Source organism: Streptomyces griseorubiginosus (genome assembly GCF_036345115.1).
Taxonomy (GTDB): Bacteria; Actinomycetota; Actinomycetes; order Streptomycetales; family Streptomycetaceae; genus Streptomyces; species Streptomyces griseorubiginosus_C.
On record NZ_CP107766.1, the window covers coordinates 2,113,529 to 2,136,855 of the forward strand.

The following is a 23,327-nucleotide window of genomic DNA, read 5'->3' on the forward strand; positions in this document are numbered from 1 at the left end:
GTGACCGACAGCGACGCGGCGGGCCGGCTGGTGCGGCCGTTCGCCCTCACCGGCGGACGGACGCGCCCCAGCCGCGCCGACTTCACCCTCATCACGACGGTGACCGCGGTGGACCCGCCACCGGAGCGGGCCCCCCGCCCGCAGCCCGAGCAGACCCGCATCCTGCGCCGGTGCGCCCGCCCGGTCGCCGTGGCGGAGCTGGCCGCGCTGCTCGACCTGCCGGTCAGCGTGGTCGTGATCATGCTCTGCGATCTGCTGGAGGCGGGCCTGATCACCGCGCATCCCCCGCGCCCCGTCTCGCCCCGCACCCCGGACCTGGACCTGTTGCAGAAAGTGAGGGAAGGCCTTGGCCGGCTCTGAGACGCGCGCCCGCGAGACCGCTGAGACTCCCGCCGCGCCCGACACCGTCAAGATCCTGATCGCCGGGGGCTTCGGCGTCGGCAAGACCACCATGGTCGGCTCGGTCAGCGAGATCGCCCCGCTGCGCACGGAGGAACCGCTCACCGTCGCCGGCCTGGGCGTCGACGACCTCGCCGGGATCGAACAGAAGCGGGCCACCACCGTGGCCATGGACTTCGGCCGCATCACCATCAGCGACGAACTGGTGCTCTACCTGTTCGGCACGCCCGGCCAGCAGCGGTTCTGGTTCATGTGGAACGACCTCGCGGTGGGCGCCCTGGGCGCGGTCGTCCTCATCGACGTCCGCCGCCCCGAGTCGAGCTTCGCCGCGGTGGACTTCTTCGAACGCCGGCGCATCCCCTTCGTCGTCGCCGTGAACGGCTTCGACGGCCGGCACCCCTACCCGGCCGAGGACATCAGGGAGTCCCTCGCGCTGCCTGCGGAGGTGCCGGTGGTGCTGTGCGACGCCCGCCGCCGCGAGTCGTCCCGGGACGTGCTGATCGCCCTCCTGGACCTGCTGATCGCCTCCGCGGTGGACGACTGACCCTCACTCGTCGGGTCCGGTCAATTCCCTGTCGGAGGACGGGATCAGCCGGGCCCGGAGGTCCGGATCGGGCATCTGCGGGTCGAACGGGAACATCGGCCGACGGATGCGCCGGTGTCCGAGCCGCGCCAGGTCCTGGTCCACTCCGCCCGGGGTGAGGGCCATCTTCCAGTCGGCGGCCATCGCGAACAGCTCCGGCTCCAGATACCCGATCTTGACGAGGACGACATCCGCCTTCCGGGGCTCCAACTCCAGGTCGGTGAAGTCGTGTTCATGGTGGTACGGCTTCCTCAGCCGCGTCAGGACCACGTGCACGCTCCCCACCCGCAGCACCACCTCGGTCACCGCGTGCTCGTCACCGTGCCGGATCGCGTGGACCACTCCGGTGAGCGTGAGGGGGCCCGCGTGCCGGTCGTCGACCTCGGCGCCCGCGGTCACGGTGACCGTGGCACCGACACCGGCCTCCACCGCTGTGTCGACGGCGGACGGGCCCGGCAGTGAGGCGTAGACGACCGTCGGCCCGGAGGGGTCCTTGAACTCCGGTCGCGCCAGCACCTGTCGGAGCCCCCAGGTGACGTCACCGGCGCCGCCCGCCGTCGGGTTGTCCCCGGTGTCGCTGATGAAGTACGGCCGCCGCCGGGAGGCCAGGGCCGCGTCCAGGCACTCCTCCAGGGTGCCGGTCGGCGCGACGAAGCCGAAGTCGTGGCGGGCCTTCCAGAAGCCCTCGGCGAGCCGTTCGGCACCGGTCGTCACCGCCTGCGCGGAAGGGCCGGTGACGACGACCGCGGCCCGGTTGCGGGGTTCGTCGGCCCACGCGTAGCCGACCCAGATCGCGGCGTCCGTCACGCCCTCGGTGGCTTCCACGTCCGCTACGGCCGCGTACACGCTCTTCGCCGGTTCGATACGGGTGCTGGTCTGCTCGCCGGCCAGCAGGACGGGGACCGGGATCCAGGCCTTGACCGGGCGGGGGGCGCCGCTCTTGAGGTGGGTCACGAGATTGCGGGCGGCGCGCTCCTTCGTCTCCGTCGCGTCCTCGTGGGGTGCCATGCGGTAGCAGGTGATCAGGTCGGTGCGGTGGGCGAGTTCGCGGGAGACGTTGCCGTGCAGGTCCATGGAGGTGGAGATGACCGTGTCGGGGCCGGTGATCTGCCGTATGCGGTGGAGGAGTTCGGCCTCGGCGTCGTCCAGGCCCGCTACCGTCATCGCGCCGTGGATGTCGTACCAGAGGCCGTCGAGGGGGCCCAGTTCCCTGAGACGGTCGAGTAGTTCACGGGTCAGCTCGGCGTAGGCGGCCGCTGTCACCGTACCGCCGGGCAGTGCCTTGCCGACGAGGGCGCCTCGCCAGTCGGCGGACTCGCGCAGGGGCTCGCCGGGGGCGAGGAAGGGGTAGCGGGTGAGGACTTCCTCGCCGCGCAGGGGGTGGAAGGCGGGGGCTTCGGTGCGGGCCGGGGAGAAGGTCGAGGACTCGATGCCGAGGCCTGCGACGGCGATCACAGGGTGCATGGGGGACTCCAAACGTGGTCTGTCGGCTGCGGGTTCGTCGTGGCTGGTCGCGCCCACGCGGCGGAGCCGCACATGGACACGGTCCCGCGCCCCTAGAGAGCTCCGGTGACCGTCTGCATCGCCTGCGCCAGCGCCCGCTGCAACGCGAACTGGCCCGCTCCCGCCAACCCCGCGTCCGCGCCCAACGACGTGCGCTCGATCACCAGGTGCTGTGTCACCAACGGGTGGCAGCCTTCGTAGAGTTGGCTTCTCACCGCCGCCACGAACGGCTCCAGCGTGGAGAGGATGCCGCCCAGGTACACCGCGTCCGGGTTGAAGAAGTTCACGTTGGCCGACAGGACTTGGCCCAGGTAGCGGCCGGCCTGGCGGACCGCGCGGGTGGCTTCCGGGTCGGCGTCCACGGCGAGGCGTACGACGTCCTCCGTCGCCGTCACCCTCAGGCCCCGTTCGCACAGGAGCCGTACGAGTGCGGCCCCGGACGCCACCGTCTCCAGGCAACCGGTGTTGCCGCACGAGCAGGGTGTGTCGTGGGCCGCCTCCACCCGGACGTGGGTGATCTCGCCCGCCCCTCCGGTCGCGCCCCGGTACAGACGGCCGTCGGCGATGATGCCGGCGCCGATGCCGGAGCCCGCCTTGACCATGATGGACTGGCGCTGCTCGGCGGGCCGGACGCTGTGCTCGCCGACGGCCATGCAGTTGGCGTCGTTCTCGACGGCCACCGGGACGGTGAAGCGTTCCTCGAACCAGTCGCGCACGGGGAAGCGGTTCCAGCCGGGCATGCGGGCGGGCAGGGTCACCAGACCCGGTTCGACGTCGACCGGGCCGGGGAGACACAGGCCCACGCCCCGGAGCCGGTCCGGGCCGTGCAGGTCGATGAGCGCCTGGAGGGTGTCCGCGAGCCCGGGCAGCGCGGCCTCGGGGCCCTCCGCGGTGGCGAACGGCACGGTCGACACGTCCGTGAGGCCGCCCCCGGGGTGGACGACTCCCACGTGGGCGTGCTTCCCGCCGATGTCGGCGGCGACCGCGTACCCGTCGCTGCCGCCGAGCCGCAGCACCTTGCGGGGCCGTCCCCCGGTGGAGGACCGGGTGCCCTCCTCGGCGACCAGCCCGTGGGTCAGCAACTGGCCGACCGCGAAGGACACCGTGGAGGGCGCGGCGCCGAGCAGCGCGGCGAGTTCCGTGCGGGTCGAGGCCTGTCCGGAGGCGAGGAGTTCGAGGATCCCCTCGGCGAGCGAGGAGAAGCCCGCGCCGTTTCTCCGATGGGGCGGGGCACTTTTTTCAAGCATGGACGAAGTTACTCCCGAATTCGGCGGCCGGGGCGTCGAGCGTAAGCCCGGAAAGCCCCTCTGCCCTTTTTCCAGAACAGCAGAAACAGGCTTTTTACAGCGGCACGCCTGTTTCTTCCAACAGAGGGGGCGTTCACTGGCTCCACCCCCGCTTCCGCCTCCCAGGTCCCTGGAGCAACCATGTCCGCTGCCCGCACGAGACTCCTCGCCGGTGCCGCCGCCCTCAGCGCGGGCACCCTGCTGCTCACCGCGTGTTCCGGGTCGAGCGGCACGTCGTCGGCCTCGCACGACACCATCGACTACGCGCTGCCGGCGAACTTCACGCCGAACTGGATCCTGCCGATCGGCACCGCGGCGCACCTCAACACCAACAACATCTCCATCGCGAACACACTGTGGGAGCCGCTCATCGCCTACGACGGCTCGACCGGCAAGATCGGCTGGAACAAGGCTGGTTCGGTGGCGACGGACGCGAAGTTCGCCGCCGACAACAAGAGCGTGACGATCACCCTGGGCGACCGGCACTGGAGCGACGGGAAGCCGATCACCTCCGCGGACGTGAAATTCTGGTTCGACCTGATCAAGGCGAACAAAGCCCAGTGGGCGGGCTACAACCCGGGCAAGGCTCCGGACAACTGGACGTCCTTCAGGACGGTCGACGGCCGCCATTTCACGATCACCTTCGACAAGGCCTACAACCCGCAGTGGATGCTGGCCAACGAGCTGAACTCCATCACCCCGCTCCCCCGGCACGCCTGGGCCGGCGGCCGGGACCCCAAGCAGGCGTGGACGTATCTCAACGACGCGGCCAAGAACATCTCCGGATACGCCTCGAACCCGCTGTGGAAGACCATCAGCGGCCCCTACGCCGTGAAGTCCTTCTCCACCGCGGGCAAGGTGGTCCTGACCGCCAACAAGAAGTACGACGGCGGTGAGAAGGCGAACATCCCCACGGTGAACCTGCTTCCGTTCACCACCGCGGACGCCGAGAAGAACGCCCTGCGGTCCGGCGGCGTCGACTACGGCTACATCGAGGCGACCGACCTCGACCAGAAGGACAGCTTCACCGCGCAGGGCTACCGGGTGGAGCCGTGGTCGGGCTGGGCGATCACCTACATGCCGTACAACTTCAACAACCCGGCGATGGGGGCGGTGTTCAAGCAGCTCTACGCCCGTCAGGCGGTCCAGCACTCGATCGACCAGGCGAGTCTCGCGAAGGTCGTCCTCAACGGGACGGCGGTGCCGGGCTACGGGCCGATCCCGCAGGGTCAGGCCTCGGACTTCCTGTCGCCGGTGCAGAAGGACAACCCGTACCCCTTCTCGAACGACACCGCCAAGTCCCTGCTGACCAGCCACGGCTGGACCGAACAGGGTGGCGTGATGACCTGCTCCGAGCCCGCGAAGTGCGGTGCGGGCGTCGCCAAGGGCACGAAGTTCGAGATGCAGGTGCTCTCGCAGTCCGGGTCGGCCGTCACCGACAACATGATGAGCGCGATCCAGTCCTCGCTCTCGAAGAGCGGCATCAAGTTCTCCATCAGGACGGCCCCGGTCAACTCGGTGCTCTCGCAGACCCCGCAGTGCACCTCGGGGCAGTCGATCTGCAAGTGGCAGCTCAGTTTCTTCGGTACGGCGGGCAGTTGGTACTTCAACGCCTTCCCGACCGGTGACTCGCTGTTCCAGACCGGCGGCGGCTCGAACTTCGGCAGCTACTCGAACCCGGCCGTGGACAGGCTCATCTCCGCGACGACGACGTCCAGTTCGAACCAGGCGATCCAGGACTACAGCGCGGCCCTCGCCAAGGACCTGCCGGTGATCTGGCTGCCCGAGCCGGACTACCAGATCTCCGTCGTCAGGAACGGCCTCGGCGGGTTCTCCCAGGACTCGCTGGCCAACTTCCACCCGGCGCAGTGGAAGTGGACGGACTAGTGGACACGGTCCTCTACCTCGGCCGGCGGCTCCTCCAGGCCCTCGCCGTGATCCTGATCGTCACGATCGTGGTCTTCTGCCTGCTGCACGCGCTGCCCGGGGGCCCCGCGCGCGGGATCCTCGGGCCGCAGGCCACGGCCGGGCAGATCGCCGCTTTCGAGCACGAGCAGGGGCTCGACCGGTCGCTGCCCGTGCAGTACGCCTACTACCTGCGCGAGTTGGTTCAGGGTGACCTCGGGACGTCGTACACCCTCAACGAGGCGGTGTCCCGGCTGATCGAGCAACGGCTGCCGAAGACACTGGTGTTGACCGTGCTGTCAGCGGTGGTGGGGCTGGTGCTCGCGGTGCCGCTGGGGATGTGGCAGGCGGTGCGGCGGAACAAGCCGGCGGACTACGTCATCACGACATTGAGCTTCGTCGCGTACTCGACGCCGGTGTACTTCCTCGGGCTGCTGCTGATCCTGCTGTTCACGCAGGTGCTGCGGTGGTTTCCGTCGCAGGCGCCCCAAGGGGACACGCTGGCGCAGGTGTTCGCGGATCCCGCGGGGCTGGTGCTGCCCGTGGTGACCGGAGCCGCGTCCATGGTCGCCGTGTTCAGTCGGTATATGCGGGGCGCGACGCTGGAGAACCTCTCCGAGGACTATGTGCGGACCGCTCGGGCGGGGGGTGCGTCGCAGTACGCGGTGCTGTTCCGGCATGTGTTCCGGAACTCGCTGACGCCGGTGGTGGCGATGCTCGGGTATTACGTGCCGGTGCTGTTCGGGGGTGCGCTGGTGGTGGAGCAGTTGTTCAACTACCCGGGGATGGGGCTGTTGTTCTGGTCCGCGGCGCAGTCTTCGGACTATCCGGTGCTGCTGGGGTGTGTGCTGGTGATCTCGGTGGCGACTGTGGTGGGGACGTTGCTTGCGGATGTGGTGCAGCGGGTTGTTGATCCTCGGGTGAAGGAGGGGAGGGTATGAGCGGTCGTATTGAGGCTGTCCGCCGGTGGGGGCTTGTCGCGCAGTTCCCCGCGCCCCTTAAAGCGCGCTTCGCGCGCAACAAGCTTGCCGTGGCCGGGCTCGTAGTCGTCGTCCTCTTCCTTGGCTTCTGCTTCATCGGGCCCCTCCTCTACTCAACCGACCAGACCCACACCGATCTCACCCAGGTGAACCTCGCGCCCAACTCCAGCCATTGGCTCGGTACCGACGCCGTCGGGCATGACCAGCTCGGGCGGCTCATGTACGGCGGGCAGGTGTCGTTGCTCGTGGGGCTGGCGGCCGGGGTGCTCGCGACCGTGATCGGGACGTTGTGGGGGGCCGTCGCCGGGTATGCCGGTGGGTGGGTCGATGCCGTGATGATGCGGGTCGTGGACGCCGGGATCGCCATTCCCGCGCTGTTCATCCTGCTCGTCGTGTCCGCCGTCACCAGCCCCGGGACGCTCGGCTTGATCGTCGTGCTCGGGCTGGTGTCCTGGCTCGTGCCGTCGCGGCTCGTGCGGGCCGAGACGCTCACGCTGAAGAACCGGGACCATGTGCTGACCCTGCGGGCCACCGGGGGGACGCACGGGCGGGCGATCCGGCGGCACATCCTGCCCAACGCCGTCTCCACGATCGTCGTCGCGGCCACCTTCCAGGTCGCCGACGCGATCCTGCTCATCGCCTATGTGTCGTATCTCGGTCTCGGTGTGCAGCCGCCGAAGACCGACTGGGGCGGCATGCTGTCGGCCGGGCTGACGGCCGCGTACTCGGGGCGCTGGTGGCTGATCGTGCCGCCGGGCCTCGCGATCATCCTCGTCGTGTGCGCGTTCAACGCGATCGGCGACGGGCTGCGGGACGCCTTCGACGTGAGGGGACGCGCGTGAACATCCTGACCATCGAGGACCTCGGGGTGACCTTCGCGACACAGACGGGGGACGTGCCCGCCGTGCGGGGGGTGTCCCTGCACGTGCGGCCCGGCGAGACGCTGGCGCTGGTCGGCGAGTCGGGGTCCGGGAAGTCGACGGTGGCGCTCGCCGCGATGGGCCTGCTGCCGGGCACCGCGCGTGTCTCGGGGCGGGTCTCGGTCGGCGGCACGGAGATCGTCGGGGCGACGGAGGCCTCGCTCACCCGGCTGCGGGGGCGGACCGCCTCCATGGTGTTCCAGGAGCCGGCCACCGCCCTCGACCCGCTGACCCGGGTCGGCGCCCAGATCGCGGAGGTCGTACGCAACCACCGGGACGTCTCCCGGTCCGAGGCCGCTCGGGAGGCGGTCCAACTCCTGCGCCGCGTAGGGATTCCCGAGCCGGAGCGGCGCGCCTCGGCCTTCCCCTTCCAGCTGTCGGGCGGGCAGCGGCAGCGGGTCGTCATCGCCATGGCGATCGCCAACTCGCCGGGTCTGCTGATCGCGGACGAGCCGACCACCGCGCTCGACGTCACCGTGCAGGCCGAGATCCTGGACCTGCTGCGGGGGCTGGCGGCCGACTCCGGCACGGGCGTGCTGCTGGTCACGCACAACATGGGTGTGGTCGCCGACTTCGCCGACCGGGTCGCGGTGATGCTGCGGGGCGAGGTCGTGGAGACCGGGTCGGTGGAGGAGGTGCTGTTGCGGCCCCGGCACGCGTACACCCGGGAGCTGCTGGCGGCGGTGCCGCGGCTGCGGTTCAGCGGTACCGACACCCCGCCGGCCGAGGAGACGGCGCCGGTGGTGCGGCTCCGGGACGTGTCCGTGCGGTTCGGGCGGGTGCGGGCCCTCGACGGGGTGTCCCTCGACGTGCGGCCCGGGGAGACCGTGGGGCTGGTGGGCGAGTCCGGGTCGGGCAAGTCGACGGCGGCCAGGGTCGCGCTCGGGCTCGTCGCGCCCGACTCCGGCTCGGTGTCGCTGTTCGGCGCCGACCTGCGCCGGGTCCGGGGCCGGACACGGCGGGAACTGCTCGCCGGGGTGGGCGTGGTGCTCCAGGATCCGGTGGCCTCGCTGGACGCGCGGATGAGTGTGGCGGAGTGCGTGGCCGAGCCGCTCAGGGTGCACCGCCGGGGCATGTCGGGGGCCGAGCGCCGGGACCGGGTGGCGGAGGTCCTCGAACTCGTGCGGCTGCCGCGGGAGTTGGCGGGGCGCGGACCTCGTGAGCTGTCCGGAGGTCAGCGGCAGCGGGTGAGTCTCGCGCGGGCGCTGGTCCTCGAACCCCGGCTGCTGGTGGCGGACGAGCCGACCAGCGCGCTGGACGTGAGCGTGCAGCGGACCGTGCTCGAGGTGATCGCCGAGTTGCAGCGGGAGCTGGGGTTCGCCTGTCTCCTCGTCTCCCACGACCTGGCCGTCGTCCAGGAGTTCGCGGGGCGGGTGGTGGTGATGCGGGACGGGCGCGTGGAGGAGCAGGGGCCGACCATGGCCACGCTGCTGCGCCCGGAGACCGAGTACACCCGGCGGCTCATCGCGGCCGTCCCCGTGCCGGACCCGGTGGTGCAGCGCGAGCGGCGGGCCCGGCGGACGGAGGTCACCGCGTGAAGGCGTTCGCCGGTGTCGACATCGGCGGAACGACCACGCAAGTGGCCCTGTGCACACCGGACTTGGCCGTCCTGGACCGGCTGGAGACGGCCACCCGGGCAGACGTCGGCGGGGCCGCGATGACCGGCGCCGCGGTGGATGCCGTACGCCTGCTGCTGGACCGCAACGACGCCCGGCTGCTCGGGGTCGGGGTCGGGGCGGCGGGTGTGGTGGACCCGGTGGGCGGACGGGTGCTGGTGGCCAGCGACTCGTTCCGGGGCTGGGCCGGGTTCGCGGTGACGGCGGCGTTCGAGGCGGCGCTGGGGGTGCCTGCGTTCCTGGACAACGACGTCAACGCGTTCCTGCGCGGCGAGGCGACGGCCGGGGCGGTCGCCGGGGAGCGGCATGTGCTCGGGATGACCCTGGGGACGGGGGTCGGCGGGGCGCTGTGGCTGGACGGCGCCCTGTACGGCGGGCCGCACGGCGCGGCGGGCGAGATCGGGCACGTCCCCGGCTTCGGCGACCTGCCCTGCACCTGCGGAGGGCGCGGGCATCTGGAGACGCTGGCCTCCGGGCGGGCGATCGCGGCCCGGTACGCCGAGCGGACCGGGCGCGTGGTGAGCGCCCACGAGCTGGCGGCGGCCGCCGACCCGGACGCGCTCGCCGTGTACGAGGAGGCGGGGGCCGCCGTGGCGCGGGCGCTGCTCGTCACGGCGGGCCTGCTGGACGTGACCACCGTGGTGCTGGGCGGTGGGGTCAGCCGCGCCTGGCACCTGCTGGCACCGGCCGTCCACCGCGCCCTGGCCGCCGAACCCCCGGTCAGCGGGCAGGAGTTGCGGGTGCTGCCCGCCCTGCTCGGCGGGGACGCGGTGACGGTGGGGGCGGCGGCGCGGGTGCGGACGGAACTCGGCGGGGTGTAACCCGTGGCGTCCGGCGGGCCGGGACGCACCCGTGAGGGCACGTCCCGTCCAGCCGGGCTCTGGGTCAGCCCAGGCCGTTCGTCTTCAGCCAGGCCTTCGCCACGTCCAGCGGGTCCTTGTTCTCCAGCTGGACCTGGGAGTCCATGTCGAGGAGCGCCTTGGTGTCCAGCTTCGCGGAGACCGCGTTCAGGGCGGCCACGCCCTCCTGGCTGAGGCCGGACTTGTAGACCAGCGGGGTCACGTTCGCGAAGCCGAAGAGGTTCTTCGGGTCCTGGAGGACGACGAACTTCTCCTTGGTGATGGTCGGGTCGGTCGTGAAGATGTCGGCCGCCTGCACGGTGTTCTTCTTCAGCGCCGCCTGGGTCAGCGGGCCGCCCGCGTCGAGCGCCTTGAAGGACTTGAACTTCAGGCCGTACTCGGACTCGAGGCCGAGCAGACCCTGCTGCCGGGTCTGGAACTCCGGGGAGCCGCCGATGACCAGGTCCGGGGCGATCGCCTTGAGGTCGGCGAGCGTGGAGGCGGAGGTCAGGTTGTACTTCTTCGCGGTGTCCGCGTTGACCGTGACCGAGTCCTTGTCCTCCGCCGGCGCCGATTCCAGCAGCGTCAGCTTGGGGTCGAGCTTGGCCTTGACCCCGGTGTTCACGGCCGCGGCCGACTCCTGCGCCGCGTCCTTGTCGAGGTAGGCCAGCAGCGAGCCGTTGTACTCGGGCAGGACGGTGATCGAGCCGTTCTTCAGCAGGCCGTAGGTGGTCTCACGGCTGCCGATGTTGGGCTTGTAGGTGACCTTGACGCCCTTGGCCTTCAGGGCCTCGCCGTAGATGTCGGCGAGCAGGATGCTCTCGGCGAAGTTGTTGGAGCCGACGACGACGGTGTCGCCGCTGCCGGCACCCGCGCTGTCCTCGTTGAGCGGGTCGGAGGTGTCGTCGGAGGACCCACATCCCGCCAGCAGGACCGTGGCGGCGGCGAGCGCGACGGCGGCCAGGCCGGGGTTCTTCCTGATGGACCTGCGGTGTACGGCGGTAACAGTCACGATTCCCGTTCCGGACTCAGGGGGACTCAAGGGGGATTCAGGGGGCTTGGAGTGAAGCCCTCGGCTTCGGGGAAGCCCTTGCTCTGATCCAATCCAGCCTGTTCTCGCCCAGTCAAGACCGGCCTGGTCACAATTGGCTCCCATCACCAGTCGGTTGTGAAGGAAAAGCGAAACCGGCGCGCGGGGTGCCGACAGGTTGTAACGGATTCTTGACTCAGGGCGGCGGGAAGCGCTGTCCGAAGAGGCTGTAGTCTCGCCGAAGTTGGCGCCGGTCACACAGGCGTGCAGGAGCCACTCAGGTGTCCTATGCACCGTCCCGTAGCGATCAGAATCGGTCATGCGCGGTCCTCGCGCGTCGGCCGGGACATCCACGAAGGAGGGCTGGTGTCCACGAACGAGGTGGACGCGTCCACCCGGTCGGCACCGCCGCCGAGCCGGGACGATGTACGCGATGACCGGGGCCTGCGGGACTTCGCGGAGCGCTGGCCGTTCCGGCGCAAGCTGAACATCCTGGTGGGCGTGCCGCTCGCGGTGGTCGCCGCGCTGCTGGCCTACCTCTTCGCCGACCAGGTCGGCCAGTCCCAGGACGCGTCGAAGGCCGCCCAGCTGGTGCGGGACAGCGCCCAGGTCGCCAAGCTGGTCGGGCAGTTGGAGGCCGAGCATCAGCAGGCCGTCCTGCTCTCGGTGCGCCACCAGTCGAACCGGGCCGGCGACACGCCCTCGCAGACCGCCTACCGCGAGGCCCAGATCCGGGTGGACAACCAGGTCGAGAAGGTCCGCGCGACCTTCGGCGACCGGCTGCCGGACGAGGAGGCCGAGGCGCTGCGCGAGGTCAACGGCCTCGCGGACCTGCGCACCACCATCGAGAAGGCCTACCTGCCCGCCGACAACATCGACCCGGCCTACAGCGACGCCGCCAAGGGCCTGATCGACGGCCTCGGGCTCGACCGGAACCCGGCCCTCGCCGCCACCTTCACCGGCAACCTGCTCGACTCGCTGCTGCGCGCCGACGCCGCGCACGGCTCCTTCGAGACCGGTGTCTTCTCCGCCACGACCGGTGACTCCAACGCCCTCATCGAGCTGATCGGCGCGATCGGCTCCTACGACGAGTACACCCACCAGGTCGAGCGCTTCGGCCGGTTCGCCACCCCGGAGCAGGCCGAGGAACTCGGCGACATCGAGCACAACAGCGCCCAGGCGACCATCGCCCGGCAGTACGCAGAGCTCCAGATCGACCCCGGCTCGCTCCAGGCGGAGAGCCGGTCCGAGATCAAGGCCGCCTTCCAGACGGCGCTCGACTCCTACCCGGACTACCGCACCCAGGCCCGGACCCGGCTGAAGACCACCACCTCGCTGATCGACCAGATCGCCGACCGCGCCGACGCCGCCTCCCGTGAGGCCCGCTCGAACGCCGCGTGGCTGCTCGGGTCGGCCCTGCTCGGCTTCGTGCTCTGGCTGGCCTTCTCGGTCGCCGTACGGCGTTCGGTGGTACGGCCGGTGCAGGCGCTGACCGGTGCCGCCCGGCAGGTCGCCGAGGTGGCCGGCCGTGAGCTCGCCCGCGTGGCCGACGACGACACCGAGGACACCGGCACGCCGCGGCTCCAGGAGATGCCGGTCACCGCGAAGGACGAGATCGGCGACCTCGCCGACGTGTTCAACCAGGTGCAGACCACCGCGGTCGCGCTCCTCGAACGCCAGGTGCTCAGCCGGCGCAACGTCGCCGAGATGTTCGGCAACGTGGGCCGCCGGGTCAGCAACCTCACCACGCGGCAGCTGGCGCTGATCGACGCGGTCGAGCGCGGCGAGACCGACCCGGCGCTGCTGGAACGCCTCTACAGCATCGACCACATCGCGGTCCGCCTGCGCCGCAACGCCGACAGCCTGATGCTGCTCGCGGGCATCCGCGAGACCGTCCTCGACTCCGGTCCGCTCGCCCTCACCAACGTCGTCCGGGCCGCCCTCGGGCAGATCGAGGGGTTCCAGCGGGTCTCCCTCCAGGCGGGCACCGAGGTCATGGTGGAGCCCGACATCATCGGCGACCTCACGCTGATGGTGGCCGAACTCGTCGAGAACGCGGTGTCGTTCTCGCCCGCGGGCAGCCCGGTCGAGGTGATCGTCAAGGACAGCCGCGAGGGCGCGCTGGTCGTGATCTCCGACCACGGTCTCGGGATGAGCGCCGAGCGCCTGGAGGAGGAGAACGCCCGGCTCATCCGCCGCGAACGCCTCGACCTGGTCCCGACGAAGGTCCTCGGCCTCTTCGTGGTCGGCACGCTGGCGCGCCGCTGGGACGTGAGCGTGGCCCTCTCCCGCACCCCGGGGGGCGGCGTCACGGCCGAGGTGACCATTCCCTCCTCGCTGCTGCTGACGATGAGCCCGGTGGCGGTCGCCGCGGGCGCCCCGACGGCAGCCGCGGCGCACTCCGACGCGCCCCCGGCCGCCGCCCCGCCGACCCGCCCGGCACCGACCTGGGCCTCGGACCCGACGCCGGCCCCGGACCCGGTTCCGGCAACAGGTCCTACGGCCGCACGCCCCGAGTCCGGCCAGGAGGCGCCCACCGGCCCACTCCCCCGGCGTACCGCGGATTCCGAGCCCGGCGTCACGGGGGCCACTGCCGGCGACGGCGATCACGCCCCGCTCCCCCGCCGGGTCCCGCACCGCGACACGGCTCCCGACGGACCGGACGCGTCCGCCGAACCCCCTTCTCCCACGCCCCCGTTCATCCCGAAGGCCCGCGCCGCCGAGGCAGCCGGTACCGCCGACGACCCAGCCGGCGCCCGCCCCCTGCGTCGCCGCGTCCGCGGGGCCACGCTGCGGACCACCCTCGGTGCCGACGTCGTACCGAAGGCCGCCGCTCCCCGGCCCGCCGACGCGGAGGCCGTGCGCGACGAGCTCGACGCGTTCGAGGCGGCCGTGGAGCGGGCCCACCGGGACACCGGCAGCCACTCCCGACCGGTACTGAAGGACACCGTGGAAACCCACCAGACCGCATCCAACCCCCCGCACGAACAGAACCACTCCCCGGAAGGAGCGGAGCAGTGAGCACGTCCACAGGTGACACGCCTACGGGAGGCAGCACGCCCGCCGATCTGCAGGCCGCCGCAGCCGACTTCACCTGGCTGCTGAACCGTTTCGCGACGGAGACCGCGGGCGTCGTCGACGCCATCGCGGTGTCCTCGGACGGGCTGCTCATCGCCGTCTCGGAGCTGCGTGAGCACGCGGACTCCGAACGCCTCGCCGCGATCGTCTCGGGCATCACGAGCCTGGCCGCGGGCGCCTCCGGCAACTACGGTCTCGGCGCCCTCAACAAGGTCATCATCGACCTGGAGGGCGGCCATGTCCTGGTCTCCGCGATCGGCAGCGGCGCCGTGCTCGGCGTCGTCACCGACAAGGAGGCCAAGCTCGGCAACATCGCGTACGAGATGACCCTGTTCGCGAACCGTGCCGGTGCCGCGCTCAGCCCCCAGCTGGTGCTGGAGCTGAAGAACAGCGTCGGCGCCACGTCGAAGCGCTGACCGAGGAGGAAGCGCAGTCATGGCGGACGGCAGCACGCCTCCGGACCCGGAGCCGGGCGGTCCCGTGCCCGCCGTACGGCCTTTCCTCGTCACCGCCGGCCGGGTGGCGCCCGATCCGTCCGGCCGGACGATGCCCGTCGAGACCCAGGTGGTGGCCACCGCCGAGGGGCTCGCCGTGCTCGACCGGCTGGCCTTCGAACAGCACGACATCGTCGCCGCGTGCCGGATCCCGCAGTCCATCGCGGAGATCGCGGCCCGGCTGCGGCTGCACCTGAACGTGGTGCGGATCCTCGCCGAGGACCTGCGCACGGCAGGGCAGTTGACGGTGCACGTGCCCGACACCGGCGTCACCCACGACGCCTCCGTCCTGCGCAGGCTCATCGACGGCCTGCGTGCCATCCCCGACTCCCGAGGGGTACTCCGTGACACCGACTGAACCGGCCACCCGGCCCTCGGCCGCGCCCTCCGCCGCCGTACGACCGCCGCTGCCGGTCAAAATGGTGATCGCGGGCGGCTTCGGGGTGGGCAAGACCACCGCGGTCGGCTCGATCTCCGAGATCGAGCCGCTGACCACGGAGGCCGCCATCACCGAGGTCGCCGCGGGCGTGGACGACCTCAGCCACACCCCGCGCAAGACCACGACCACGGTCGCGATGGACTTCGGCTGCATCACCGTCGACCCGACCCTGAAGCTGTACCTGTTCGGCACGCCCGGCCAGGAGCGCTTCGGCTTCATGTGGGACGACATCGTCGAGGGCGCGGTCGGTGGCCTGGTCATCGTCGACACCCGCCGCCTCGACGACTGCTACGCCGCGGTCGACTACTTCGAGCACAAGCAGATCCCGTTCGCGGTCGCCGTCAACGCCTTCGACGGCAGGGTCGACCACACCCTGGACGAGGTCCGCTGGGCCCTGGACGTCAACGACCGCGTCCCGGTGATCGTCTTCGACGCGAGGGAACGGGGTTCGGTGCGGGACGCTCTGCTGGTCGTCCTGGAACAGGCACTGGCCCGCACCCAGAGCTGAGGTGGGCCGGGGGGACTCCCCCGGCCCGTCACTCAGTTGCTCCTGAGGACCCCACGCGACACGGTGAGCCGGGTGATCCCCCAGAACAGCGCCAGCGTGGCCAGCGCCAGGGCGGCGACCAGGGTCGCCCCGCCCACGACCTTCTCGTAGTTCCGCTGGTACAGCCCGTCCACGATGTACCGCCCGAGCCCGCCCAAAGACACATACGCGGCGATCGTCGCCGTCGAAACGATCTGGATCGCCGCCGACCGCAGCCCGCCGAGGATCAGCGGAAGAGCGACCGGCAGCTCGACCCGGAACAGCACCTCCACCTCGTGCATGCCCATCCCCCGCGCCGCGTCCACCGGCGCGGGATCCACGGACCGCATCGCCTCGTACGTGGTGACGAGGATCGGCGGCACGGCGAGCACGACCAGCGGGATCATCACGTTGATGAGTCCGAACCCGAGGGACAGGGTCATCAGCACCAGCAGACCGAAGGTCGGCAGTGCCCGTCCGGCGACGGCGATGAAGGCCAGCGCGTTGCCGCCGCGCCCGTAGTGCCCGGTGACGAGCCCGACCGGCAGCCCGATCGCCGCGGCGATGGCGAGCGCCTCCAGGGTGTACTGGACGTGTTCCCAGAGCCGCGTGGGAATCCCGTCGTAGCCCGTCCAGTGCGCGTTGTCGCTGAAGAAGGCGTTGATGAAGTTGAGGACGTTCACCGGGCGGCGACCTCCGGTTCGGGCCGCTGCGCGCGACGCGTCCGCGCGCCGCTCGGCATCCACGGCGTCAGCAGCAGTCGTACGGCGACCAGCAGGCCGTCGGCGAGGATCGCGAGGACCGCCATGGTCAGCACGGCGTTCACGGCGAGTTCGGGCCGGTTGTAGATGTTCGCGTCGTTGATGAGGTTGCCGAGCGCCCCCTGGTTGCCGATGAGGGCGCCGACGCTGACGAGCGAGATGCTCGACACGGTCGCCACCCGCAGCCCCGCGATGATGGCGGGCACGGCGATGGGCAACTGGACCTGGAGATAACGGCGTACGGGCCCGAAGCCCATCGCGGTCGCGGCGGCGAGGGTCTCCTGCGGCACCGAGCGGACCCCGTCGACGATCGCCGGCACCAGGATGACGAGGGTGTAGACGGTGAGCGGGATCATCACCGTGAGCTCGGTCTGGCCGGTGTAGTCGATGAGGACGACGAAGAAGGCCAGCGAGGGGATGGCGTACAGCACGGTCGTCACCCACAGCACCGGCGGGTACAACCACCGGAAGCGCACGCACAGTTGGGACAGCGGCAGGGCGATCACCAGTCCGGCGAGGACCGGCAGCAGGGCTTCCCTGAGGTGCAGGCCGATCAGCCCGAGCCAGCTGTGCTGGAGGTCGCTGGGGATGTCGAAGAAGCCGTTCACCGCACGGCCTCGGAGTCGGTACGGCCTTCCGCGTGCGCCCCGCGGATCGCCTCGCCGATGCTCTGCTGGGAGACCACTCCGGCGACCCGCCCCTCGGCGTCGACGCCGACCGCCCAGCCGGTGGGCGAGAGCACAGCGCAGTCGAGCGCGGCCCGCAGCGAGTCCGTGCCGGCCACGAACGGCCGCCCGTACGACAGCAGTCGACCGGTGTCGATGCTCCCGGCGGTCAGGTCCCGGGGCTCGCTCCAGCCGAGGGGCCGGCCGTCCAGGTCGGTGACGAGGAGGTAGGGGGCCTCGTCCGTGCCGCGCGCGGCGATCTGCTCGGCGGTGGCGTCGACCGCGACGACCGGTCCGGTGAGCAGCCGGAGTCCGGCGGAGCCGAAGAAGGAGAGCCGGCGGATGCCCCGGTCGGTGCCGAGGAAGTCCTCGACGAAGGCGTCGGCGGGACGGGAGAGCAGTTCGGCGGGCGGCGCGTACTGGGCGAGCTTGCCGCCGGTGCGCATCACCGCGACCATCGTGCCGATCTTGACGGCCTCGTCGATGTCATGGGTGACGAAGACGATGGTCTTGCCCAACTCGTCCTGGATGCGCAGGAGTTCGTCCTGGAGGCCCTTGCGGACGATGGGGTCGACGGCCGAGAAGGGCTCGTCCATGAGGAGCACCGGCGGGTCGGCGGCGAGCGCCCGCGCCACTCCGACGCGCTGCTGCTGGCCGCCGGACAGCTGGTAGGGGTACCGCTTGGCGAGCGAACCGTCGAGCCCGACCCGCTCCATCAGCTCCCGGGCCCGGGCGCGCGCCTTGTCCTTGCCCCAGCCCAGCATCCGGGGCACGGTGGCGATGTTGTCGACGATCGTGCGGTGCTGGAAGAGACCGGCGTTCTGGATGACGTAACCCATGGAGCGGCGCAGGGTGTTGACCGGCTGCTGCCGGCTGTCCTTGCCGTCGATCAGGATGGTGCCCTCGCTGGGCTCGACCATCCGGTTGATCATCCGCAGGGTCGTCGTCTTGCCGCAGCCCGAGGGTCCGACGAGGACGGTGATGGAGCGGTCGGGTATCTCCAACGAGAGCCGGTCGACCGCCACCGTGCCGTCCGGGTACCGCTTGGTGACTGAATCTATCCGTATCAAGGCGCCGAATACCCTTCGGGTCTGGCCGGGGTTGACCACTTCCGGCCACTCGAACGGCCGTCCGGCAGAGTCTAGACCGCCGGGGTTTCGACGCCGTGACGGCGGTCCGGGCGCTGTCCGTTCAGGCGGCCGCGGGAGCCGCGGGGAAGCCGGGCGTACGCAGTACCCGGCGCTCGGCGTCCACCGCGAACACCTCGCAGCCCGCCAGGGAGGCCGCCCAGTCGACGCCCTCGGGGCCCAGGGCGAAAGCCGCCGTGGCGACCGAGTCGGCCTCCGTGAGGGTCGGCGCCACGACCGTCAGGCTGAGCAGGCCCGTCGCCGGGCGGCCGGTGCGGGCGTCGAGGATGTGGTCGCCGCGTTCGTAGCGCGCGGAGGTGGCGACCGCCCCGTCGGTGAGCGTGAGCACCGTGCACAGCTGGTCGGCGTGCTCGGGATGCCGTACACCCACCCGCCAGGGGCCGCCGGAGACGACCACGTCGCCACCGGCGTTCAGGACGTAGCGGGTGGCGCCCGCGGCCCTGAGCAGTTCCGCGGCCCGCTGCACCGACCAGCCCTTGACCACCGCGCAGGGGTCGAGACGGCGACCGGGCGGCCGTACGTCGAAGGCGCCGCCCGTGGCGAGACGGTAGTGCTCGCACAGGGCGAGGATCTCGCGCAGGTCGGGGCTCAGCTGGTCGGAGGTCAGCTCGGCGCGGTCGTACCGCGACACCTCGCTGTCCTCCTTGAACGGGCTGAACCGGGCGTCGACCTCGCGCAGCCACGCGAAGACCTCGTCCGCCGCCGACTCGGGGACGTGCTCGTCGTCCACCCGCAGTGAGACGGGGAAGCCCATGACGTGTTCGACCCGGTGCATCGCGGTGCTCAGCCCTTCGCGTCGATCGCGGCCTGGAGGGACTCCTTGTAGCCGTCACTGGTGATGGTCGCTCCGGACACCGTGTCGATGTCCGCGCTCTGCGCCTCCAGGGTCCCCGAGATCAGCTGGGGCACGGCCGCGGTGGTCTGCGGGTGGTTCGGCTGCTGGAGCATCCTCACGGCGGCGATCTTGTCGCCCTCGAAGGTCACCTGCACCTGGACGGTGCCCTTCTCGGTGTCGACCGCGGTGCCGTCGACGGTCTTGGACGACTGCTGCGTGGCCGATGCCGAAGGGGATGCCGACGCCGTCTTCGCGTTGTCGTCGATCGCGGCCTGGAGGGAGTCCTTGTAGGCCTCGCTGGTGATCGTGGCACCGGAGACGGTGTCGATGTCCGCGCTCTGCGCCTGGAGCGTCTCCGCCACCAGTTTCGGCACGGCGGCCTCGGTCTGCGGGTGGTCGGGCTGCTGGAGCGTCCTCACGGCGGTGATCTTCGTACCGGCGAAGGTCACCTGGAGTTGCAGGGGCCCCTTCTCCGTCTCGACCGTCGTGGTCGTGACCACGTTCGTGCCGGACGCCCCGGAGGAGGACGTGGACGTCGGTGCCGGGGTGGCGGCCTGGACGGTGGAGGAGCCGGAGGAGGGCTGGTACAGCCACACGGGCACCAGGCCCGCGATGCTCAGGACGACGACAGGTATGGCTCGTTTCACGGTGTCTTCCTCATCCCGCCAGGCTGAAGCGCTCGAAGTGGGTCTGCGCCTTGGGCACGTTCAGCTCCCGCAGGCTGCCCAGCACGGCGTTCATCATCGGGGGCGGTCCGCACAGGAAGACGTCCCGCTCGGCGATGTCCGGCACGAGGCGGGCCAGTTCGGCCGCCGCCAGCTTGTCGGGCACCGGCGGCCCGGTGACCAGGTGGAGTTCGGCGCCCTTGGCGACCGCGAGGTCGCGCAGCTCGTCGTAGAGGACGGCGTCCCGGTCGGAGCCGACCCGGTAGATGACCACGGCGTGGCCCTCCAGCTCCTCCAGGAGGGCCCGGATCGGGGTGACGCCGACGCCGCCGGCGATCAGGAGGGACTCGGGGCGGGTGCGGTGCAGGGCGGTGAAGGCGCCGTAGGGGCCCTCGGCGAAGACGCGGGTGCCGACCTTGACGTGCCGGAGGGCGGCGCTGCCCTCGCCGGCCGCCTTGGCGGTCAGGCGCAGGGTCTTTCCGTCGGGGGCGGCGGAGAGCGAGAAGGGGTTGGCCTGCCACCAGCGGTCGGCGGTCAGGAAGCGCCACAGGAAGAACTGGCCGGCGCGGGCGGGCAGTTGGTCGAGGTCCTTGCCGCTGATGTAGATCGACACGACGTTGTCGTTCTCGGGGACCACGGCGGTGACCCGGAACTGGTGGCGCCAGTTGCGCCACAGCGGGAGCACCGCGCGGCCCAGGACGACCGAACCGAGCGCGACGCCCCAGACGCCGTACCAGTAGGCGGTGGCGGCGGACGAGGACGTGAAGGTGGTCCCGACCGAGACCTGGTGGGTGAAGGCCAGCACCACGGCGACGTAGGTGTAGAGGTGGATGAAGTGCCAGGTCTCGTAGGCGAGGCGGCGCCGGGCGTAGCGGGCGGAGACCGCGCCGACCACGAGGATCAGGAAGAACGCGACGACCGCGCGGAGCACTCCCTCGGTGGTCTCGGCGAGGTCGACGATCTCACCGATCGGGCCCGTGTCGGTGCCCTCGGCGTAGCCGAACGCGATGAAGACGACGTGCGCGAGGAGCGTCCACAGGATGCCGAAGCCGGTCCAGCGGTGCCAGGAGGTCAGCCGGTCCATGCCGATGCGGCGGTCGAGCCAGGGCAGCCGGGCCACCAGCACCAGCTGGAAAGCCATGATGAGCGCGGCGTACAGACCGGTCAGGCGGCCGAGCACGATCAGCGCGTTGGAGGCGAAGCCCGCCTGGGTGAAGAACCAGGCGACCACCGCCGCGTTGGCGGCCAGCACGGCGTACAGCCCGGTGCGGGCCACCACCCGGGGGCGTTTGGCCGCCGTGGGGGGCGCGGGGGGCGATTGGACGGTCGTCACGGGAGGGAGCTCCTTGATCGGGGCCTGGGCTACCGAGCTTCCCCGGCGGTAGCTGTCGATCAGCTGTCGTACAACTTTCAAGAGGTTATCGATCTGTCCCGGGTTCCCGCCCGGCGCTGGCTTTCGGCCCGCTGTGCAGCACTATGAGCAGGTGGAAAAAGTACGACTCCTCGTCGTGGACGACGACCCGCCGATCGCCGATCTCGTGGCGACGGTCGCCCGCTACGAGGGCTGGGAGGCGGTCACCGCGAACTCCGGTGAGGAGGCGCTGAGCCGTGCCGCGGAGTTCCGTCCGGACATCGTGGTGCTCGACCTGATGCTGCCCGACATCGACGGCTTCGGCGTCCTGGACCGGCTGCGCCGCTCGGGGACCATGGTGCCGGTGGTGTTCCTCACCGCGCGGGACGCGGTCGCCGACCGGGTGGCCGGGCTGACCCGGGGCGGCGACGACTACCTGGTCAAGCCGTTCGCCGTGGAGGAGCTGATGGCCCGGCTGCGGACCGTGCTGCGGCGCGCCGCCGGACCCGGCTTCCAGCGCTCGGTGCTCAGCGTCGGGGACCTCACCATGGACGAGGACACCCGCGAGGTGCGCCGGGGCGACAAGCTGCTCACCCTCACCCCGACCGAGTACGAGGTGCTGCGGTACCTGATGCGCAAGTCGCCGACCGTGCTCACCAAGGCGCAGATCCTCGACCATGTGTGGGAGTACGGCTTCGGCGGCCGCTCCAACGTCGTCGAACTGGTCGTCAGCCGGCTGCGCCGCAAGCTGGACGAGCCCGACGACGGCCGGGCGCCGCTGATCCACACCGTGCGCGGCTTCGGGTACGTCATCCGGCAGGCGGCCGAGTGATCCGGCGGCTGCGCTCGGCGTACCGGAGGATGCGGCTCGGGACCAGGCTGGCGCTGGGGCTGGGGGCGCTGGCCCTGGTGGTGTTCGCGGTCGTGGGCACCGCGCTGACCACGTACATGCGGGACTACCTGTCGGCCCAGCTCGACACCCAGCTCGCACAGGCGCAGATCGCCCAGTCCAAGAGCATCGCGGACTACGGCACCCTCTCCGGCAAGAAGTACTGGAGCTGGTTCTACGCCGTGTACGACGTGACGGACGGCACCCCCACGCTCCGCAAGCCCGAGGACGCCGACGACCTGCCGGAGGACGTCGGCGCCTTCACCTCCCTGGCCGGGGCGCAGACCGCCGCGCACACCGAGCTGTTGCGCACCGAGCACATCGCGGGCGCCGGCGAGTACCGGCTGCGGGCCTGTGAGGTGAAGCCCGGGGTGGTCCTGGTCAGCGCCGCGCCGCTGGACGACATCGACGACACGGTACGGCGGCTGATCACCGTCCAGGTGATCGCGTTCGGGCTGGCCCTGCTGGCGCTCGTGGTGGTCGGCCGGAAGCTGCTGCGGCGCGGTCTGCAACCGCTGAGCGACATGGCGTCCACCGCGCACGGCATCGCCTCCCACGACCTCTCCGAGCCGGCGGCCCGGCTGCCGCTGCGCGCCGACAAGCGGGGCGGCGGCCCGGAGGTCGAGGAGCTGCGGACGGCGTTCAACACGATGCTGGAGCACATCGACGACTCGCTCGCGGTCCGCGCGGAGGCCGAGCAGCGGCTGCGCCGGTTCGTCGCGGACGCCTCGCACGAGCTGCGCACGCCCCTGATGTCGGTAAGGGGCTACGCGGACCTCTTCCAGTACGCCGCCGCGAACGCCCCCGAGGAGCGCGACAAGCACCTGGCCCGGCTGCGCGCCGAGGCGGCCCGCATGGGCTTCCTCCTGGACGACCTGCTGCTGCTCGCGCGGCTGGACGCGGCGGAGGTCGAGACCCCGCTCCGGCCCGCCGAGGTGGACCTGGTGGAACTGGTCGAGCACGCGGCCGACGCCTTCCGCGCGAGTCACCCGGACCATCCGCTGACGGTGACGCCTGGACCGCAGGCCCTGAAGCTGCGGCTCGATCCACAGCGGGTCCGCCAGGTCCTCGACAACCTCCTCACCAACGCGGCCGTCCACACCCCGCCGGGCACCGAGGTGTCGGTCGGGGTGCGGGTGCGGGACGGGAGCGCGCGGGTGCGGATCGCGGACGCGGGCCCCGGTATCCCGGCCGCGGACCAGGAGCGGGTCTTCGACCGCTTCTACCGGGTCGACAAGGCCCGCAGCCGGGACCGGGGCGGCAGCGGACTGGGCCTGGCGGTGGCGAACTCCCTGGTCCGGGCGCACGGCGGAACCGTCGAGCTGAGCAGCGGACCCGGCTCTACGGTGTTCACGGTGTCGTTCCCACTGAGTCTTACGAAGCCGTGACGTGCGGGCGCGGCCCGGTCGCCCCGG

At 71.3% G+C, this 23,327-nt stretch carries 22 protein-coding genes; 13 read left to right on the forward strand and 9 right to left on the reverse strand.

What is annotated here, in order from left to right; translation table 11 throughout:
• The gene (locus OHN19_RS09565; protein ID WP_123763742.1) at window positions 1-360 is read left to right on the forward strand and encodes a DUF742 domain-containing protein; all 360 of its coding nucleotides are present in this window, start codon (window positions 1-3) and stop codon (window positions 358-360) included.
• A complete protein-coding gene (locus OHN19_RS09570) occupies window positions 347-943 on the forward strand; it encodes a GTP-binding protein (protein ID WP_330263774.1) in 597 nt (198 codons plus the stop codon). The genes OHN19_RS09565 and OHN19_RS09570 overlap by 14 nt, the downstream gene beginning before the upstream one ends.
• 3 nt (window positions 944-946) lie before the next feature.
• Here OHN19_RS09570 and OHN19_RS09575 read toward each other — a convergent pair whose 3' ends face one another.
• Complete coding sequence (locus OHN19_RS09575; protein WP_330263775.1) at window positions 947-2,446, reverse strand: M81 family metallopeptidase; 1,500 nt, start codon at window positions 2,444-2,446, stop codon at window positions 947-949.
• A 92-nt stretch (window positions 2,447-2,538) separates the two neighbouring features.
• Window positions 2,539-3,732 (reverse strand): ROK family transcriptional regulator, encoded by a 1,194-nt coding sequence (locus OHN19_RS09580; protein ID WP_330263776.1) that lies wholly within the window; start codon window positions 3,730-3,732, stop codon window positions 2,539-2,541.
• A 180-nt stretch (window positions 3,733-3,912) separates the two neighbouring features.
• Here OHN19_RS09580 and OHN19_RS09585 point away from each other — a divergent pair, with 180 nt between their 5' ends.
• From OHN19_RS09585 to OHN19_RS09605, 5 genes are read left to right on the forward strand one after another with little or no spacing between them, the layout of a single operon-like run.
• The gene (locus tag OHN19_RS09585) at window positions 3,913-5,658 is read left to right on the forward strand and encodes a peptide ABC transporter substrate-binding protein (RefSeq protein WP_330263777.1); all 1,746 of its coding nucleotides are present in this window, start codon (window positions 3,913-3,915) and stop codon (window positions 5,656-5,658) included.
• The gene (locus OHN19_RS09590) at window positions 5,658-6,617 is read left to right on the forward strand and encodes an ABC transporter permease (RefSeq protein ID WP_330263778.1); all 960 of its coding nucleotides are present in this window, start codon (window positions 5,658-5,660) and stop codon (window positions 6,615-6,617) included. The genes OHN19_RS09585 and OHN19_RS09590 overlap by 1 nt, the downstream gene beginning before the upstream one ends.
• Window positions 6,614-7,498 (forward strand): ABC transporter permease, encoded by an 885-nt coding sequence (locus OHN19_RS09595; RefSeq protein WP_330263779.1) that lies wholly within the window; start codon window positions 6,614-6,616, stop codon window positions 7,496-7,498. Before OHN19_RS09590 ends, OHN19_RS09595 begins: the two co-directional genes overlap by 4 nt.
• Window positions 7,495-9,114: an ABC transporter ATP-binding protein gene (locus OHN19_RS09600; RefSeq protein ID WP_330263780.1), complete on the forward strand. Its 1,620-nt coding sequence runs from the start codon at window positions 7,495-7,497 to the stop codon at window positions 9,112-9,114. The genes OHN19_RS09595 and OHN19_RS09600 overlap by 4 nt, the downstream gene beginning before the upstream one ends.
• Window positions 9,111-10,013: an ROK family protein gene (locus tag OHN19_RS09605; protein ID WP_330263781.1), complete on the forward strand. Its 903-nt coding sequence runs from the start codon at window positions 9,111-9,113 to the stop codon at window positions 10,011-10,013. The genes OHN19_RS09600 and OHN19_RS09605 overlap by 4 nt, the downstream gene beginning before the upstream one ends.
• A gap of 64 nt (window positions 10,014-10,077) precedes the next feature.
• Here OHN19_RS09605 and OHN19_RS09610 read toward each other — a convergent pair whose 3' ends face one another.
• Window positions 10,078-11,043 carry an ABC transporter substrate-binding protein gene (locus OHN19_RS09610; RefSeq protein ID WP_330263782.1) on the reverse strand — a complete coding sequence of 322 codons (966 nt, stop codon included), beginning with the start codon at window positions 11,041-11,043 and terminating at the stop codon, window positions 10,078-10,080.
• Window positions 11,044-11,427: 384 nt separating this feature from the next.
• On the opposite strand from OHN19_RS09610, the gene OHN19_RS09615 reads away from it, so the two are divergent.
• The 4 genes from OHN19_RS09615 to OHN19_RS09630 are packed head-to-tail and all read left to right on the forward strand — an operon-like array spanning window position 11,428 to window position 15,580.
• Window positions 11,428-14,082: a sensor histidine kinase gene (locus tag OHN19_RS09615; protein ID WP_330263783.1), complete on the forward strand. Its 2,655-nt coding sequence runs from the start codon at window positions 11,428-11,430 to the stop codon at window positions 14,080-14,082.
• Window positions 14,079-14,555, forward strand: coding sequence for a roadblock/LC7 domain-containing protein (locus OHN19_RS09620; RefSeq protein ID WP_330263784.1), 477 nt, complete (start codon window positions 14,079-14,081; stop codon window positions 14,553-14,555). Before OHN19_RS09615 ends, OHN19_RS09620 begins: the two co-directional genes overlap by 4 nt.
• 19 nt (window positions 14,556-14,574) lie before the next feature.
• Window positions 14,575-14,991, forward strand: a complete 417-nt coding sequence (locus OHN19_RS09625) for a DUF742 domain-containing protein (RefSeq protein WP_007385463.1) — start codon at window positions 14,575-14,577, stop codon at window positions 14,989-14,991.
• The gene (locus OHN19_RS09630; RefSeq protein WP_330263785.1) at window positions 14,978-15,580 is read left to right on the forward strand and encodes a GTP-binding protein; all 603 of its coding nucleotides are present in this window, start codon (window positions 14,978-14,980) and stop codon (window positions 15,578-15,580) included. The genes OHN19_RS09625 and OHN19_RS09630 overlap by 14 nt, the downstream gene beginning before the upstream one ends.
• Window positions 15,581-15,612: 32 nt before the next feature.
• On the opposite strand, the gene OHN19_RS09635 is transcribed toward OHN19_RS09630, so the two are convergent.
• From OHN19_RS09635 to OHN19_RS09660, 6 genes are all read right to left on the reverse strand, one after another.
• The gene (locus OHN19_RS09635; protein ID WP_123763734.1) at window positions 15,613-16,281 is read right to left on the reverse strand and encodes an ABC transporter permease; all 669 of its coding nucleotides are present in this window, start codon (window positions 16,279-16,281) and stop codon (window positions 15,613-15,615) included.
• A complete protein-coding gene (locus tag OHN19_RS09640) occupies window positions 16,278-16,967 on the reverse strand; it encodes an ABC transporter permease (protein ID WP_330263786.1) in 690 nt (229 codons plus the stop codon). The genes OHN19_RS09635 and OHN19_RS09640 overlap by 4 nt, the downstream gene beginning before the upstream one ends.
• Window positions 16,964-18,094, reverse strand: coding sequence for an ABC transporter ATP-binding protein (locus OHN19_RS09645; protein ID WP_330263787.1), 1,131 nt, complete (start codon window positions 18,092-18,094; stop codon window positions 16,964-16,966). Before OHN19_RS09645 ends, OHN19_RS09640 begins: the two co-directional genes overlap by 4 nt.
• A 121-nt stretch (window positions 18,095-18,215) precedes the next feature.
• Window positions 18,216-18,947: an FAD:protein FMN transferase gene (locus OHN19_RS09650; protein ID WP_330263788.1), complete on the reverse strand. Its 732-nt coding sequence runs from the start codon at window positions 18,945-18,947 to the stop codon at window positions 18,216-18,218.
• Window positions 18,948-18,955: 8 nt separating this feature from the next.
• Window positions 18,956-19,654: an FMN-binding protein gene (locus OHN19_RS09655; RefSeq protein WP_330263789.1), complete on the reverse strand. Its 699-nt coding sequence runs from the start codon at window positions 19,652-19,654 to the stop codon at window positions 18,956-18,958.
• 10 nt (window positions 19,655-19,664) lie between these two features.
• Complete coding sequence (locus OHN19_RS09660; protein WP_330263790.1) at window positions 19,665-21,005, reverse strand: ferredoxin reductase family protein; 1,341 nt, start codon at window positions 21,003-21,005, stop codon at window positions 19,665-19,667.
• Window positions 21,006-21,180: 175 nt separating this feature from the next.
• Between OHN19_RS09660 and OHN19_RS09665 the strand changes: the two genes are divergently transcribed.
• Both OHN19_RS09665 and OHN19_RS09670 read left to right on the forward strand, forming a co-directional pair.
• Window positions 21,181-21,855: a response regulator transcription factor gene (locus tag OHN19_RS09665; RefSeq protein WP_123763728.1), complete on the forward strand. Its 675-nt coding sequence runs from the start codon at window positions 21,181-21,183 to the stop codon at window positions 21,853-21,855.
• Window positions 21,852-23,300 carry a HAMP domain-containing sensor histidine kinase gene (locus OHN19_RS09670; RefSeq protein WP_330263791.1) on the forward strand — a complete coding sequence of 483 codons (1,449 nt, stop codon included), beginning with the start codon at window positions 21,852-21,854 and terminating at the stop codon, window positions 23,298-23,300. The genes OHN19_RS09665 and OHN19_RS09670 overlap by 4 nt, the downstream gene beginning before the upstream one ends.
• Window positions 23,301-23,327 lie beyond the last annotated feature (27 nt).

What these genes read in the sequence shown, in the direction of transcription:
- OHN19_RS09575 (WP_330263775.1), bottom strand. Translation starts at nt 2,446, where the DNA reads ATGCACCCTGTGATCGCCGTCGCAGGCCTCGGCATCGAGTCCTCGACC.
- OHN19_RS09650 (WP_330263788.1), bottom strand. Translation starts at nt 18,947, where the DNA reads ATGCACCGGGTCGAACACGTCATGGGCTTCCCCGTCTCACTGCGGGTG.
- OHN19_RS09585 (WP_330263777.1), top strand. Translation starts at nt 3,913, where the DNA reads ATGTCCGCTGCCCGCACGAGACTCCTCGCCGGTGCCGCCGCCCTCAGC.
- OHN19_RS09595 (WP_330263779.1), top strand. Translation starts at nt 6,614, where the DNA reads ATGAGCGGTCGTATTGAGGCTGTCCGCCGGTGGGGGCTTGTCGCGCAG.
- OHN19_RS09625 (WP_007385463.1), top strand. Translation starts at nt 14,575, where the DNA reads ATGGCGGACGGCAGCACGCCTCCGGACCCGGAGCCGGGCGGTCCCGTG.
- OHN19_RS09580 (WP_330263776.1), bottom strand. Translation starts at nt 3,732, where the DNA reads ATGCTTGAAAAAAGTGCCCCGCCCCATCGGAGAAACGGCGCGGGCTTC.